Annotated in this window: 10 protein-coding genes and 1 pseudogene; 7 read left to right on the top strand and 4 right to left on the bottom strand. The window is 59.4% G+C overall.

Going from position 1 to position 15349, the window contains the following annotated elements:
- Positions 1–103: 103 nt before the first annotated feature.
- The 6 genes and pseudogenes from KGB27_RS22765 (at position 104) to KGB27_RS22740 (ending at position 10411) form a co-directional block, all read left to right on the top strand.
- Complete coding sequence (locus tag KGB27_RS22765; protein WP_223480535.1) at positions 104–1267, top strand: EAL domain-containing protein; 1164 nt, start codon at positions 104–106, stop codon at positions 1265–1267.
- A 69-nt stretch (positions 1268–1336) separates the two neighbouring features.
- On the top strand, positions 1337–2665 hold the full coding sequence (locus KGB27_RS22760) for a deoxyguanosinetriphosphate triphosphohydrolase (protein ID WP_008044371.1): 1329 nt from the start codon (positions 1337–1339) through the stop codon (positions 2663–2665).
- 175 nt (positions 2666–2840) lie between these two features.
- A complete protein-coding gene (locus KGB27_RS22755; protein ID WP_008044369.1) occupies positions 2841–3233 on the top strand; it encodes a response regulator in 393 nt (130 codons plus the stop codon).
- Between the two features lie 250 nt (positions 3234–3483).
- The gene (locus tag KGB27_RS22750) at positions 3484–4110 is read left to right on the top strand and encodes a response regulator transcription factor (protein WP_008030344.1); all 627 of its coding nucleotides are present in this window, start codon (positions 3484–3486) and stop codon (positions 4108–4110) included.
- An 8-nt stretch (positions 4111–4118) separates the two neighbouring features.
- Positions 4119–7418 (top strand): annotated as a pseudogene (locus KGB27_RS22745) (transporter substrate-binding domain-containing protein).
- Between the two features lie 50 nt (positions 7419–7468).
- Positions 7469–10411, top strand: a complete 2943-nt coding sequence (locus KGB27_RS22740) for an HD domain-containing phosphohydrolase (protein WP_223556451.1) — start codon at positions 7469–7471, stop codon at positions 10409–10411.
- Here KGB27_RS22740 and KGB27_RS22735 read toward each other — a convergent pair whose 3' ends face one another.
- Both KGB27_RS22735 and KGB27_RS22730 read right to left on the bottom strand, forming a co-directional pair.
- Entirely contained in the window at positions 10412–10894 is a 483-nt protein-coding gene (locus KGB27_RS22735; RefSeq protein ID WP_008030351.1) for a GAF domain-containing protein, read from the bottom strand.
- Positions 10891–11781: an ATP-binding protein gene (locus KGB27_RS22730; RefSeq protein WP_008030353.1), complete on the bottom strand. Its 891-nt coding sequence runs from the start codon at positions 11779–11781 to the stop codon at positions 10891–10893. Before KGB27_RS22730 ends, KGB27_RS22735 begins: the two co-directional genes overlap by 4 nt.
- 165 nt (positions 11782–11946) lie before the next feature.
- Between KGB27_RS22730 and KGB27_RS22725 the strand changes: the two genes are divergently transcribed.
- Positions 11947–14268, top strand: coding sequence for a response regulator (locus tag KGB27_RS22725; RefSeq protein ID WP_317850734.1), 2322 nt, complete (start codon positions 11947–11949; stop codon positions 14266–14268).
- Here KGB27_RS22725 and KGB27_RS22720 read toward each other — a convergent pair.
- Positions 14252–14713: a MarR family winged helix-turn-helix transcriptional regulator gene (locus tag KGB27_RS22720; protein ID WP_008030355.1), complete on the bottom strand. Its 462-nt coding sequence runs from the start codon at positions 14711–14713 to the stop codon at positions 14252–14254. The genes KGB27_RS22725 and KGB27_RS22720 overlap by 17 nt on opposite strands.
- Positions 14710–15195 carry a glutathione peroxidase gene (locus tag KGB27_RS22715; RefSeq protein ID WP_008030357.1) on the bottom strand — a complete coding sequence of 162 codons (486 nt, stop codon included), beginning with the start codon at positions 15193–15195 and terminating at the stop codon, positions 14710–14712. The genes KGB27_RS22720 and KGB27_RS22715 overlap by 4 nt, the downstream gene beginning before the upstream one ends.
- Positions 15196–15349: the final 154 nt, after the last annotated feature.

The following is a 15349-nucleotide window of genomic DNA, read 5'->3' as shown; positions in this document are numbered from 1 at the left end:
TTGCAACATCTCCGGGATGAACCTCTTTATCGAGGGGTTCAAACCTGCGCGCCTACCCGGCATCAGGTTTAATCCAAAAACAAGACCTTACTAAGGAGGCCTCGTGATCGACGGGCAACCGCTCGCCTGCTTTCAGCCGTTCATCGATACCGCCACCGGCCGTATCGCCGGCGTCGAAGCACTGGGCCGACTGCGTCAGGCCGACGGTCAATTGGCCTCGGTGGGTCCACTGTTCGCCGACCCGAGAACACCCGCCATCGCCCTGCGTCGCCTGGACCGCCAGATCCGCGATAACGCCCTGAGCCGTTTGCATGAAGCGCCCCCGGAGTGGTTTCTCAGCCTGAACATGTCACCGCGCTGGATCAGTCGCTTGCGCGCGGACCAGGCACTGCCGAGCCTCAAGCAATTGAACCGGCACGGCGTCGACCCGCAGCGAATCGTGTTCGAGATCACTGAACTGGGCGGTGACATCCAGCGTCTGGCCGACGTGGTGGCGCGATACCGACACGCCGGCGCGCGAATCGCCATCGATGATTTCGGTGCCGGTTACTCACAGCTTGATCGCGTGCTGGCCCTGCAACCGGACATTCTCAAGCTCGACATGCGGCTGTTCCAGGCCGCGGCGTTGGGCGGCCCCAGCAGCGACGTGGTCAAGGCCCTGGCGCAAATGGCGGAGAAAACCGGGTGCTGGATCATTGCCGAAGGGGTGGAAACCGACGCTCAACTGAATTTTGCCCTGGAGTGCGGATCGCGTTATGTGCAGGGTTTTCTGTTTGCCCGCGCGCAAGCAGACTTCTTCGCCACCGACGCCTTCGTCGAGCGCTTCGCCCAGCTGCGTCAGCGCTATGTACAGCAGAAACTGGCTGAGCGCGGTCGCCTGATGATCATGCGCCAGCAACTTTGCGAGCTGATGGCGATTCTGCAAGCCTGGGCCCAGACCAGCGCACCGCTCAGCGCATTGCCACAATTGGACGCCTTTCCCTGGCTCTTGCGTTTCTATCAATGCGACCGCCACGGCACCCAACTGACACCCAACCTCGAATGGCGCAACAGCGGCTGGGAAGCCGACGATCGCTACCTGGGCCATAACTGGTCATGGCGTCCGTACTTTTATCATTTGCTGGCGGAGGGTTGGGATGAGCGCCGACTGACGCTTTCCAACACTTACCGCGACGCCACCAGCAACCAGTACTGCCTCACCGCCGGGCAATTTTTCGCCAACGGCGAGCGACTGCTGCTCATCGACATCGACGCTGCGGGGCTGTAGTTCCGCTTGCAGGTCCTGACGCGAACCGGGAAGCTTAAGGCATCAGTCACCTGACGGAGAGAATCAGCCTTGGATTGGCAAACCCTGCTTACCCGCGAACGCCTCGGAAAGCCGCTGCACAGCCCGGAAGAACTCGGCCGCAGCCCGTTCCACAAAGACCACGACCGCATCATTTTCTCGGGAGCGTTTCGCCGCCTCGGACGCAAGACCCAGGTGCATCCGGTCACCAGCAACGATCACATCCACACGCGCCTGACCCACTCGCTGGAGGTCAGTTGCGTCGGCCGCTCGCTGGGCATGCGTGTCGGTGAAACCATCCGCAGCGCCCTGCCCGACTGGTGCGAACCCAGTGACCTGGGCATGGTGGTGCAATCCGCTTGCCTGGCCCACGACATCGGCAATCCGCCCTTCGGCCACTCCGGCGAAGACGCGATCCGTCACTGGTTCCAACAGGCTGCCGGCCGCGGCTGGCTGGATGCAATGAGCGAAGCCGAACGCAATGACTTCCTCAACTTCGAAGGCAACGCCCAAGGTTTCCGGGTGCTCACCCAACTTGAGTACCATCAGTTCGATGGCGGTACCCGGCTGACCTACGCCACGCTGGGCACTTACCTGAAATACCCATGGACGGCCATGCACGCCGATTCGCTGGGTTACAAGAAGCACAAATTCGGCTGCTATCAGAGTGAGTTGCCGCTGCTGGAGCAGATCGCCCATAAACTCGGCCTGCCGCAACTCGAAGAGCAGCGCTGGGCCCGCCATCCGCTGGTCTATCTGATGGAGGCCGCCGATGACATCTGCTACGCGCTGATCGATCTGGAAGACGGTCTGGAAATGGAGTTGCTGGAGTACGCTGAAGTCGAGTCCCTGTTGCTGGACCTGGTCGGCGACGATCTGCCGGAAACCTATCGCCTGCTCGGCCCGAGTGACTCGCGCCGACGCAAACTGGCGATCCTGCGCGGCAAAGCCATCGAACACCTGACCAACGCCGCCGCCCGCGCTTTTGTCGAGCAACAGGATGCATTGCTGGCCGGTACACTGCCCGGTGATCTGGTGGAGCACATGCACGGTCCGGCCAAACGTTGCGTACTGAATGCCAAGGACATGGCGCGCAAGAAAATCTTTCAGGACAAGCGCAAGACCCTGCACGAAATCGGTGCCTATACCACGCTGGAAATCCTGCTCAACGCCTTCTGCGGCGCAGCCCTGGAACAGCACAACGGGCGGGCGCCTTCGTTCAAGAGCCGTCGCATCCTCGATTTGCTGGGTAACAACGCGCCAGACCCTCACGGTCCATTGCACACGTCGTTCCTGCGTATGATTGACTTCATCGCCGGCATGACCGACAGCTATGCCAGCGAAATGGCCCTGGAGATGACCGGTCGTTCGAGCCACTGACGAGAGCAGGTTGATCAGCCATTACGCCGCCTGAAATGGCTGATCAGCCTCCCAACGCCCAAGTGCACTCAACGCTCGCTGAATCGCCCTACACCTCACGTCGAGCAAGCTGATCGATTACTCGGAATACTCGCGAAATAATCACGCGTCCCAGAGACGAAGCGTGAGTAACTCCATGTTCAAAGACGACCTGCGCATCCTGCTGGTGGAAGATCATCCCTTTCAACTCAGGGCAACTCAGTACCTGCTTGAAAGTTACGGCTTCACTCAAGTGACCACCACCGACAGTGCCAAAGGCGCGTTGCAGCAAATGTTCAGGGCTGTGCAACCGTTCGATATTCTATTGTGCGATCAATGTTTGCCCGACCTTCCCGGACTTGATCTTGTCCAGTTCGCCAGTCATCGAGGAATGATCAGGCAGGCCATACTGTTAAGCAGCCTGAGTTGTACAGAACTTGATGAAATTGAGAAAACAGCCAACGAGCGGGGGCTACCCTTACTTGGTTATTTGATCAAACCCTTGAAACAATCCGAATTCAGAAACTTATTGACCTTGGCCTCATTATAAAAACAGCACAAGTGCGATAACTGCTTTTCGATACACAACTTGAAAACAACAAATAAAAACTCCCAACAGACTGACTGACCACACGCAACTCCCAGCCATCTTCATTAAAAACCTAGTTGATTCGTAGCCCCTTTCCTATTCGCTTGTAGGATTATTCCTATATTGCTGCTTGAGGTCTGTCAGTTCATGCGTCCCCTCAACTATCTGAGCTAAGGTGCGCGCTTTATTAGAGCTCGTATGGGATTTGATTATGAACTCCGTTTTTATTGTCGACGATCACCCCGTCATCCGTCTCGCCGTCCGAATGTTGCTGGAGCACGAAGGCTACAAAGTCGTCGGCGAAACCGACAATGGGGTCGATGCCATGCAGATGGTTCGCGAATGCATGCCCGATCTGGTCATTCTCGATATCAGCATTCCGAAACTGGATGGCCTCGAAGTTCTCGCCCGCTTCAACGCGATGAGTACCCCCCTGAAAACACTGGTATTAACTGCACAATGCCCGACACTTTTCGGTATTCGCTGCATGCAGTCCGGTGCTTCAGGTTATGTATGCAAACAGGAAGACCTGAGTGAACTGGTGAGTGCTATCAAAGCAGTATTGTCCGGTTACAACTACTTCCCGAGCCAGGCCCTGAATCCTGTTCGCGGCGATGAGGTGCGCTGTGCAGAACTGGAACTGTTCAAGTCAGTCAACGACCGAGAGCTGATGGTGTTGCAACTTTTTGCCCAGGGCCGCACCAACAAGGAAATTGCCAAAGGCATGTTTCTCAGCAACAAGACTGTGAGCACCTACAAAAAAAGACTCATGCAAAAACTCAGAGCCAAATCCCTGGTTGAACTCATCGAGATGGCAAAACGTAACGCATTGGTGTGAGACACAGGATGCCCAGTCGCATAAAGGATTATCTGCTACTCATGGCCGCCGTATGCCTGACCTCTTCGGTGCTTGCCGCACAGCCTGCCAGCGAGCACTACAACCTGCTCAGTCGCTCAACGGCCGGACACCTGGACGTCCAACTGGATCAAGCACAACAACAATGGATCACCAGTAAACGGCAGCTGATTCTCGGCACGTCAGCGCCGGACTACCCACCTTTCGACCTGACCGTCAGCGGCCAGGATTACGAAGGTTTCACCGCCGATTATGCGGGCCTCCTCGGCAAGGCCATCGGTTTGCCGATCAAGGTGCAGCGCTTCGCGTCCCGAGGGGCTGCGATCAAGGCGCTCGAAAAAGGCGAGGTCGATCTGCTCGGCACCGCCAATGGATTCGAGGCTCATAACGCCGATATCGTGCTTTCAACCCCCTACGCCGTGGACCAGCCGGTTCTGGTGACACGGGAAGGAGAAACCCGATCCCTGACCGACGGCCTCGCCGGTCTGCGGTTGAGCATGGTGTATCACTATTTGCCGCTGGAGGAAGTCCGGGCCCTGTATCCCAAAGCCGTTATCACGTCTTACCCGTCCTATCAGAATGCAATCAATGCCGTGGCTTTCGACCAGGCTGACGTCTTCCTCGGCGACACCATCTCGACCCACTACATGATCAACAAGGGTTACCTGAACAATATCCGCATGGCCAACTTCGGCAAACACGAGGCCCACGGATTCAGTTTTGCCGTGCACAAAGACAACCCGGAACTGCTCGCAATCATCAACGCGATGCTCATGGCCATCCCCGCCAGTGAGCGGGAAAACATTGCCGAACGCTGGAGTGCCGGCAGCGACATCCTGCTCACCGACCAGAAACTGCAGCTCACCCACCTCGAAGAACGCTGGCTCGCACAACATCCGGTGGTGCGCGTGGTGGTCAATGAGGCCTATGCGCCGCTGACGTTTTTCGACAGCGATGGCAACTTTCGCGGCGTTACCGCAGACCTGCTCGAACTGATCAGATTGCGTACCGGCCTGCGCTTCGACATCCGACGCAGCCGAAGCGATGACGAGATGATCAAACAGATCAAAGACCATCAGGCCGACGTGATTGCTGCCCTGCTCCCCAGCGATGAACGTGAAACGATCCTGAACTTCACCCGTCCCTATCTGCAAAACTCCTTTGTGTTGCTGACGCGCAAAGCCGCCGACAGCCCGACCAACCTTGAGCAACTGCAAGGCAAGCGCCTGACCATCGCCCAAGGCAATCCACTGGTGGATTACCTGCGTCGGGAGTTCCCGCGAATCAAGCTGATAGAGACGCCAGACACGTTCAGCGCGGTTGAGTTGCTCGCCGAAGGCAAAGCCGAAGGTGCGGTGAACTCACTGGTGATCGCCAACTACTTCATGTCATCGCGTCTCTTTGAACACACGCTTCAGATCAGCACCACCATCGGCACCCGCCAGGCCGCGTTCTCGCTGGCGACCGGGCAAGACGCCAAAGAACTCAACGCCATCCTCAACAAGGCGCTGCTGAGCATCGCGCCGGAAGAGCTCGGCATCATCAACAGCCGCTGGCGTGGCTATTCGGCTTCATCGCAAAGTACCTGGCGCAACTACCAGCGATTGTTCTATCAGATCGTTATCGGTGCCGGCGTGCTGCTGCTGATTTCCGCGGCGTGGAACGCTTACATGCGTCGCCAGATAAAACAACGCCAGGCGGCTGAGCGTGCGTTGAACGATCAATTGCGTGAACGGCGGCAACTGTTCGACGAGCTGCGCTGCGCGAAAGATCGCGCCGATGAAGCCAACCGGGCCAAAAGCACGTTCCTGGCGACCATGAGCCATGAGATCCGCACCCCGATGAATGCCGTCATCGGCATGCTCGAACTGACGCTGAGGCGGATCGATCGCAACCATCCGGATCGCCCGGCCATCGACGTGGCGTACAACTCGGCGAAGGACCTGCTGGCACTGATCGGGGACATTCTCGACATCGCCCGCATCGAATCCGGGCGCTTGAGCCTGAGCCCGCAACACGTCAATCCGCTTGAAATCATCGGCTCGGTTGCAAGGATCTTCGATGGGCTGGCCCGCCAGAAAAACCTCGATCTGCGACTTGAGTTCAACCCGGCCAACCCGCCCGTCGGTGTCCTGCTGGACCCAATGCGTTTCAAGCAGGTGCTGTCGAATCTGGTCAGCAACGCCATTAAATTCACCGAGCAAGGCGAGGTCAGAATCACCGTTGAGTTGCTCCCGGGCACCGAGCCCGGGCACATCCGGATGCTGTTGCTGGTTGAGGACAGCGGCATCGGCATCAGCGAACAGGATCAGCAACGCCTGTTCGAACCTTTCGCCCAGGCCAATGACCAAGGGCAGGCCGGCAGAGGCGGCGCCGGGTTGGGTCTGGTGATCAGCCGAAGCCTGTGCGAAATGATGGGCGGCAGCCTGCATTTGAGCAGCCAGCCGGGGGTAGGTACGCAGGTTCAGGTTTCGCTGCACCTGGCCACAGTGCCCGTCGAACAGGTGCCGAAAGCTGCCGAAGTGCCCATCCACACGACGACGCCCTTGAACGTTCTGGTGGTCGACGATCACCCGGCCAATCGCTTGCTGATGTGTCAGCAACTGGAGTTTCTGGGGCATCGATTCAGCGTCGCAGAAGACGGCGAAGCTGGACTGGAAGCGTGGAAAAACGGGCTGTTCGATCTGGTGATTGTCGATTCCAACATGCCGATCATGAACGGATACGAGCTGACCCGCGCCATTCGCCGCCATGAACAGCATTCGAAACGACCGCCCTGCACCGTGCTCGGCTTCACCGCCAACGCACAGCCCGAAGAGCTACTGCGCTGCAAACAAGCCGGGATGGACGATTGCCTGTTCAAGCCACTGACGCTGAGCGCGTTAAGCGAATGGGTGGCCGGTATCAAACCGCCCGTTCGCGATCCCGCCTTCAGCCTGCAAGGGCTGCACCTGTTGACCGGTGGCAATCCCGTGATGGACAGGCGATTGTTGACCGAGCTGCAGAGCAGTAACCGCCAGGACCTGCAAGCGCTTCGGGCATAATCCCGATCAAAAGACCCGCGGGCTTTTCTCGACGTCGCCCACAAAATCAAGGGCGCCGCGCGCATTGTCCAGGCCACCCGTTTGATGGGCAGCTGCGAGGCGCTTGAGCAGGTCTGCCATGGCGTCTTCCATCACGAAGAAGTGGCGCAATGCTGCAAAGCCATGGAGCGCGCCATGCTTGAACTGGAGCAGGCATTGCAGCAACAAATTGGACAAAACGACAAAAGCAGAATGACGGAGCCTTAACTATGCTTGGTCGCTGAGCAGTGTGTTAAACATCATGGAGAGACCCCGCAATGACCAGCCCACTGCGCCCGGATCAACGACGGTTTCCCCTGCACGTCCATATCAGCGTGATGTTCACCTTCCTGTTGCTGCTGACTGGCGTGGTGCTGGGCATTTTCAACTATGGGCAAACCACGCAAATCATTCTGTCCAGCAGTGAGAAGCTCTTCGAGCGCATCGAGCAGGATGTCCGCCTGGACCTGCACGCCACCTATGGGCCCATTCGCCATCTGTTGAGCCTGTTGGTGTTCAACCCGGCGGCGCAGGCGCCTGACCTGGAACAGCGCCTGGCATTGCTCAAACCCTTCAGCCAGTCGCTCAAGGACAATCCTGACCTGGCCTCGCTGTATCTGGGCTACGACAACGGTGATTTCTTCATGGTTCGCCCCTTGCGAACCGCCGCCCTGAAAGCGCTGCTCAAGGCCCCGGACAAGGCGGTTTATCAAGTCTGGAGCATCGAGCAGAACCGCGGCCCGGTGCATTCCCAGTCATTGTTTTTCGATCAGGACCTGAACCTCCTCAGCCGTCACGACAACCCCGACGACACCTACGATCCGCGCACCCGCGCCTGGTACTCCAGCGCTCGCGGCGACAGCGATCAGATCACCACCGAGCCCTACCTCTTTTTCTCCACCCGCAATGTCGGCACCACCCTCGCCCGGCGCAGCGGCGAGCACGCCATCATGGGCGCCGACCTGACCCTGGCGGAACTGTCCGCGACGCTGGCCAAGCACGTTGTAACCCCCAATACCGAAATCGTGCTGTTCGATGGCCAGGGCAATGCCATCGCATACCCCGACAGCAACAAACTGATCGTCGACGACCAGACCGCACGCCTGAGCAAGGCCGCCGACCTGAGTCCCGGCCTTGGCGCACTGCTGAACAACCCGCCAACAGGCAATCGGCTGAGGGCCGCCGGCCGGCAGTGGATCGTTGCCCGCAGCAGCATGCAGGAAGGTGGTCCGCAGGGGCTGCAACTGGCGCTGCTGGTACCGGAAGACGAATTGCTCGCCGATGCCTACCGCATGCGTTGGCAGGGCGCGCTGATTACGCTGGCCACGTTGCTTTTGTGCCTGCCCTTGGGCTGGTTGACCTCCAGAATTCTGGTCACCCCCCTGCGTGCTCTGGTGCAGGAAGCCGATGCGATTCGCAGTTTCAATTTCAAATTTCCGGCCTCCCGTCGCTCTCCGGTACTCGAAGTCGACCAACTGAGCGTGTCGATGGCGCGCATGAAAGACACCCTGGCGAGTTTTTTCCGGATCACCGACAGCCTGAGCGCCGAGACCCGGTTTGCCCCCTTGCTGGAAAGGGTGTTGTTCGAAACCGTGAAAATCGGACAGGCCCAGGCGGGCCTGATCTATCTGCGGGAAAATGACGGCGATCGCATGACACCTCATGGCCTGGTCATCAACGACATTTCACAGGCATTGCCCGCGTTCGACATTCGCAGCCATGAACTCCAGGACCCACAGAGCCCTGCCTGGCTACAGCAGCTGTCGCATGCCGACAACGTGGTCACCAGCCTCGGTTTCGAACAGGTGGGGGATTTGCAGAAAGTGTTGCTGACGATGGAATGCCCGCGGGTGCATCTGATCGGTATCCGCCTGCACAATCGCCATAACGAAACCGTGGGCCTGCTGGTCCTGTTGCTGGCGGACAGCGGCGATCAAAGTGATCTGGAAAAGCTTCGTCCGGACCGTATCGCGTTCCTTCAGGCTGTGTCCGGCGCGGCCGCCGTGAGTATCGAAAGTCAGCGCCTGCAAGCCAAACAAAAACAGCTGCTGGACGCGTTCATTCAACTGCTGGCCGGCGCCATTGACGCGAAAAGTCCCTATACCGGTGGTCATTGCCAGCGAGTGCCGGCGCTGACGTTGATGCTCGCCCAGGCTGCCGCGGCGAGTCAGGACCCGGCCTTCAGCAGTTATCAGCCGACCGAGGACGAGTGGGAAGCGCTGCACATCGCCGCTTGGCTACATGATTGCGGCAAGGTCACCACGCCGGAGTACGTGGTCGATAAAGCCACCAAGCTGGAAACCCTGAACGACCGTATCCACGAAATCCGCACCCGCTTCGAAGTGCTCAAGCGCGATGCCTGGATCAGCTACTGGCAAGCCGTTGCCCTGGGCGGTGACGAGCAGCACCTGGCGGAACTGCGCGATGCCACTCTGGCGGCGCTGGACGATGATTTCGCGTTTGTTGCCCGCTGCAATCTGGGCGGCGAGGCGATGGCCGAGTCCGATTTGCAACGCCTGCGCAACCTGGCCCAGCGCACCTGGACCCGAACCCTTGATGACCGGCTGGGCGTTTCCTGGGAAGAGAACCGGCGTCAGGCGCGAACATCGGCGCCGACCCTGCCGGTCAGCGAGCCGCTGCTGGCGGACAAACCGGAGCACCTGTTCGAACGCGCCGAAGGCGAGCTGATGCCGGAAGACAATCCCTGGGGGTTCAAACTCGATGTGCCCCGCTACAAGTACAACCGGGGCGAGCTCTACAACCTGAGCATCGCCCGAGGCACGTTGACGCGCGAGGAGCGTTACATCATCAATCACCACATGGTGCAGACGATCCTGATGCTCAGCCACCTGCCCTTCCCCGGCCACCTCAACAACGTCGCGGAAATCGCCGGCGGCCACCACGAAAAAATGGACGGCACCGGTTATCCAAAACAATTGAAGCGCGAGGAAATGAGCCTGCCGGCGCGGATGATGGCGATTGCCGATATTTTCGAAGCGCTGACCGCCGCCGATCGTCCCTACAAGAAAGCCAAGCCGTTGAGCGAAGCACTGGGCATCATGGCCACCATGTGCCGTGACGCCCACATCGACCCGGAGCTGTTCAGGCTGTTCATCAACGCCGAAATCTACCGGCAATACGCCGAGCGATTTCTCGATCCGCAACAGATCGATGCCGTAGACCCGCCAGGCCTGCTGGCCAAGGCAGGCTTGAGGGCGTGATCAGCAGTCGGTCAGGCGCAGGAAGATGGCCGCCAGCTTTTCAATCCCGGCTTGATCATGTTCGGTGAAGCGCGCCAGTTTCGGGCTGTCGAGGTCCAGCACGCCGATCAGGCGGCCGTCCTTGACCAGCGGCACAACCAGTTCGCTGTTCGACGCGCTGTCGCAGGCGATGTGCCCGGGAAAGGCGTGCACGTCTTCGACCAACTGAGTCTGCAACGTCGCCGCCGCCGTCCCGCACACGCCACGACCGAACGGGATGCGCACGCAGGCGATCTGCCCCTGGAACGGACCCAGCACCAGCTCTTCATTGCGATTGAGGTAGAAACCGGCCCAGTTCAAGTCGTCGAGCTGGTTGTACAGGAACGCGGAAAACTGTGCGGCGTTGGCGATGAAATCACGCTCGTCCGCCAGCAAGGATTCCAGCTGCGCGTGCAGCATGCCGTAGCCTTCGAGGCCTTGGCCGCTTTGTTGTAAATCGATCATGCCTTGTGCTCCAACAGCTTGAGCCCGACCCAATAGCGGGCAAATTGATAGGCGCAACGTCCGTTGCGATTGCCTCGGCCGGTGGCCCAGCGCACCGCGAGGATGTCCAGTTCTTCGTCACGCTGCCACTTCAGGCCGGCCTTGTCGGCCAGCTGACCGATCCAGTGCTCGACCACATTGAGGAAGTGTTCCTGCGTAAACGGATAGAACGACAACCACAGGCCGAAACGGTCCGACAGCGCGATCTTGTCTTCCACAGCCTCGCTGGGGTGCAATTCGCCGTCGACCCTTTTCCAGTTTTCGTTATCGCTTTCCTTTTCCGGCACCAGGTGGCGACGGTTGGAAGTGGCGTACAGCAAAACGTTGTCCGGCGCCTGTTCGAGAGAACCGTCGAGCACGCTCTTGAGCACGCGATAGTCGCCCTCGCCCGCCTCGAACGACAGGTCATCGCAGAACAGCACGAAACGTTGGGGCAGTTTGGCGATTTGCTCGACCACACGCGGCAAGTCGGCCAAGTGATCGCGTTCGATCTCGATCAGTCGCAGACCGGTCTTGGCGTGTTCGGCCAACAGCGCGCGCACCAGCGACGATTTACCGGTGCCACGCGAGCCCCAGAGCAACGCGTGGTTGGCTGGCATGCCGTCGAGGAATTGTTGAGTGTTTCGGCCCAGTTGCTCTACTTGGCGGTCAACACCGATCAGGTCGGACAGCCGCGTATCGAGGCTGACCTGCAGCGGCAGCAGAAAACCGCTGCGCCCTTCCCGCTGCCAGCGTGCGGCCAGGCAATGCGTCCAGTCGATGGCTTGCCGAGGTGCGGGCAAGAGCGGTTCGATACGGGCCAGAACGGCATCGGCGCGTTCAAGAAAAGCATTCAATCGGGAATCCACGTCTTCTCCTCGGGCACGTTCACAGTAATGATGGCGCTACAGCGACGAAATACAGCATTCACAGACGTGTTCATCCCGTGCACAAGGGCTCGCGAGAACATCGGTATCCATGCATGATCGACTATGCTTGAGCAGCGAAGGGAAACGGAAGTGGTTCGACACCCCATGGATATCAAGTTCACCAACCGGCTGTCCTACAAGCAAGCCCGGCTTACCGTGCTGGTCGGTTTCATTCTGGGTACGCTGCTCAGCCTGCTGCAAATAGGCATCGATTATGCCAGTGAAGACGCCTCCATCAACCGTGAAATAGTGTCTTTGCTGGAAATCAGCCATAACCCCGCTTCGCGCATTGCCTACAACATCGACGCCGAACTCGCCCAGGAACTGACCCTGGGCCTGCTGCGTTCACCGGCGATCATCGCTGCGCAACTGACCGACAACAACGGCTCGGTGCTGGCCAGTGTCAAGCGCCCGCCATCGCAGAGCAGCTATCGGGTGATCAGCGACTTCCTGTTCGGTGCCAACCGGGCGTTCGAAGACCGGCTGTATCTGGATCACTTGCCCAACGAATCCCTCGGCACCTTGCGCCTGGAAGTCGACACCTATTCTTTCGGCAACCGCTTCCTGCGTCGGGCCGAAGTGACCCTGCTCAATGGCTTTGCCCGCAGCCTGATCCTGACCGGCATCCTGCTGGCGCTGTTCTATGTGATGCTGACCAAACCGCTGGTGCGGGTTATCCGCGAACTCAGCAGCCGCGATCCACGCAGTGTCGAACCGACCTGGCTGGAGTACCCGAGCGGGCACAAAAACGATGAGATCGGCGTGCTGGTCAAGGTTGCCAACCAGCAATTCGAGAACATTGCCACTGAGATCCAGCAGCGGCGCAACGCTGAAAACCGTTTGACCGATTACCTCGGACAACTGGAAAACATCGTGTCGGCGCGCACCGCCGAACTCAAGGCGATCAACAGCCGGCTCAGCCAGTCCAACCAGGAACTGGAAGTCGCGCGCAGCACCGCCCTGGACATGGCCGAGGCACGCTCGGTATTTCTCGCCAACATGAGCCACGAGATCCGTACGCCCCTCAATGGCTTGCTGGGGATGATCGCGCTGTCCCTCGACGGCCCGCTCAATGCCGAGCAACAGCAACAACTGTCTATCGCCCATGACTCGGGCAAAGTGCTGGTGGAGTTGCTCAACGATATTCTCGACCTGTCGAAATTCGACGCCGGTCAGCTTGAACTCGAACACATTCCGTTCGACCTCGGTTCGCTGATCGAGGACACCGCCAACCTGCTGTCGCAGAACGCGGCGCCAAGCGTCGAACTGACGTGCCTGATCGAACCGACATTCCCGGCGCTGGTGCTCGGTGACCCGACCCGAGTCCGGCAGATCGTCAGCAACCTGTTGTCCAACGCCCTCAAATTCACCCGTTTCGGCCGGGTCGATGTGCGCCTGTCGACGTACGAAGACGGCGTCAGAATCGAAGTCTGCGACACTGGCATCGGCATCGCCCAGGACGCTCAGGTCAAGATTTTCCAGCCATTCACCCAGGCCGGCGCCGGCATTACCCGACAGTTTGGCGGCACCGGGCTGGGGCTGGCGCTGACTTACAACCTCTGCGAAGCCATGCAGGGGCGCCTCACCATCAGCTCGGAAGCCGGTTTCGGCAGCCAGTTCTGCGCCGACCTGCCGCTGCCGAGCCACACCCGCGCCTTTGCCCCGGCCACGCTGCACGGCAAGGTGATCGCGATCACCACCGCCAGCAGCGGCCTGGCGGAACTGTTGAAGAGTCTGTTGCCGGGTTGGGGGCTCGACTATCAGCAGCGCTCGATCGATGACGCGATGATTGGTCTGAAGTCCGACGTGGTCATCACCGATTGCCCGGAATGCCTGTTTCGCCTGCGCCCCACCTGTACCGCACCGATTCTGCTGGTGACCGCTTACGGCAGTTTCATGCCCAGCGAACAGGCCAGCGCCCTGGCGCCATTACAACAACAGGCCCGGCCTCTGGCGCGCAATGCGCTGTACCAGACACTGCGGCGAGTGTTGCAGCCGGAAATCAACACCATCAACGATGCGCGACTGGAGGCGCTCACTCCCCAGCGGCGCGGACGGGTGCTGCTGGTGGAGGATAATCCGGTCAATCAATTGGTGGCCAAGGGCATGCTCGGAAAACTCGGCTGCGAGGTGATTGTCGCCGCCCACGGCGGCGAGGCCCTGGATCAGCTGGAGCAAAGCGAATTCGATCTGGTGCTGATGGACTGCAACATGCCGGTGATGGACGGCTACGAAGCCAGTCGGCAAATCCGTCGCAGCGGTCGCTGGCCGCAATTGCCCATCGTCGCCCTGACCGCCAACGCCATGTCCGAAGAACGCGAACGCTGCCGTGCGGCGGGCATGAGCGATTACCTGGCCAAACCTTTCCGCCGGGAAGAACTGGCCGCCCTGCTGGACCTGTGGATGCCCGCTACGACAGTGCCTTGATTTGTCCCAACAAGTGGTCAAGCCCCTCGCGCAGATCATTCAAGCGATCCAGATCGACACCGCTGTCACACAACAGTCGGGCTTTGAGCGGCCCGACCTGATCGCGCAACGCCTTGCCCGTGGGCGACAGGCTCAGGTGAACTTCACGTTCATCCCGCGCTGAACGCTGTCGCTGCACCAGTTGCAGTTGTTCAAGTCGCTTGAGCAGCGGCGTCAACGTGCCGGAATCCAGCGCCAGGCGCTCGCCCAACGCCTTGACCGTCGGCTGCTCCGGCGCCGCCTCCTGCCATTCCCACAAAACCAGCATCGCCAGGTATTGCGGGTACGTCAGGCCGAGCTGATCGAGCATCGGCTTGTAAGCGCGGATCACCGCCCGGGAGGCGGCGTACAGCTTGAAGCAGAGCTGGCTGTCGAGCTTCAGGGAATCGACGGACAAGGTATTCATTTGAGCAGGGCTTCGATCTCGCGGCTGAGGTCTTGCGGCTTGGTCGCGGGAGCGAAGCGCTTGACCAGTTGGCCGTCCTTGCCGATCAGGAATTTGGTGAAGTTCCACTTGATGCCCTGAGAACCCAGAACACCCGGTGCGCGTTTTTTCAGTTGCACGAACAGCGGGTGGGCGTCGGCACCGTTAACGTCGATCTTTTTGAACAGCGGAAAGCTGACACCGAAGTTCAGTTCACAGAACTCGGAAATCGCGCCTTCATTGCCCGGCTCCTGCTTGCCGAACTGGTTGCACGGGAAACCGAGCACCACCAGCCCTTGATCCTTGTAGGTCTGCCACAGTTCTTCCAGCCCTTTGTATTGCGGCGTGAAGCCACATTTGCTCGCGGTGTTGACCACCAGCACCGCTTTGCCGGCGTAATCCGCCAGGGTCTTTTTCTCACCCTTGATGGTGGTGCAAGGGATGCTCAGCAGGTTGTCGCTCATGATTCGGACTCTCGAATGAAAGAAGATGAGGCAAACATAGCGAGCAATTGAATTGTGTGCAATTTAAATTATTGGGTGCCGAATATCTGTAGGAGCGAAGCTTGCTCGCGAAGGCGTCTTAACATTCAACACTGATGTTGACTGACCCGACGCC

The organism is Pseudomonas sp. BF-R-01 (genome assembly GCF_019946615.1).
GTDB classification, from domain to species: Bacteria; Pseudomonadota; Gammaproteobacteria; order Pseudomonadales; family Pseudomonadaceae; genus Aquipseudomonas; species Aquipseudomonas migulae.
The sequence above is the reverse complement of the archived record's forward strand: the minus strand, read 5'-3'. Positions and strand labels throughout refer to the sequence as shown.

Excerpts from the sequence above, each read along its gene's own strand:
- KGB27_RS22755 (WP_008044369.1), top strand. The coding sequence starts at position 2,841 with ATGTTCAAAGACGACCTGCGCATCCTGCTGGTGGAAGATCATCCCTTT.
- KGB27_RS22750 (WP_008030344.1), top strand. The coding sequence starts at position 3,484 with ATGAACTCCGTTTTTATTGTCGACGATCACCCCGTCATCCGTCTCGCC.
- KGB27_RS22740 (WP_223556451.1), top strand. The coding sequence starts at position 7,469 with ATGACCAGCCCACTGCGCCCGGATCAACGACGGTTTCCCCTGCACGTC.
- KGB27_RS22735 (WP_008030351.1), bottom strand. The coding sequence starts at position 10,894 with ATGATCGATTTACAACAAAGCGGCCAAGGCCTCGAAGGCTACGGCATG.
- KGB27_RS22725 (WP_317850734.1), top strand. The coding sequence starts at position 11,947 with ATGGATATCAAGTTCACCAACCGGCTGTCCTACAAGCAAGCCCGGCTT.
- KGB27_RS22720 (WP_008030355.1), bottom strand. The coding sequence starts at position 14,713 with ATGAATACCTTGTCCGTCGATTCCCTGAAGCTCGACAGCCAGCTCTGC.
- KGB27_RS22715 (WP_008030357.1), bottom strand. The coding sequence starts at position 15,195 with ATGAGCGACAACCTGCTGAGCATCCCTTGCACCACCATCAAGGGTGAG.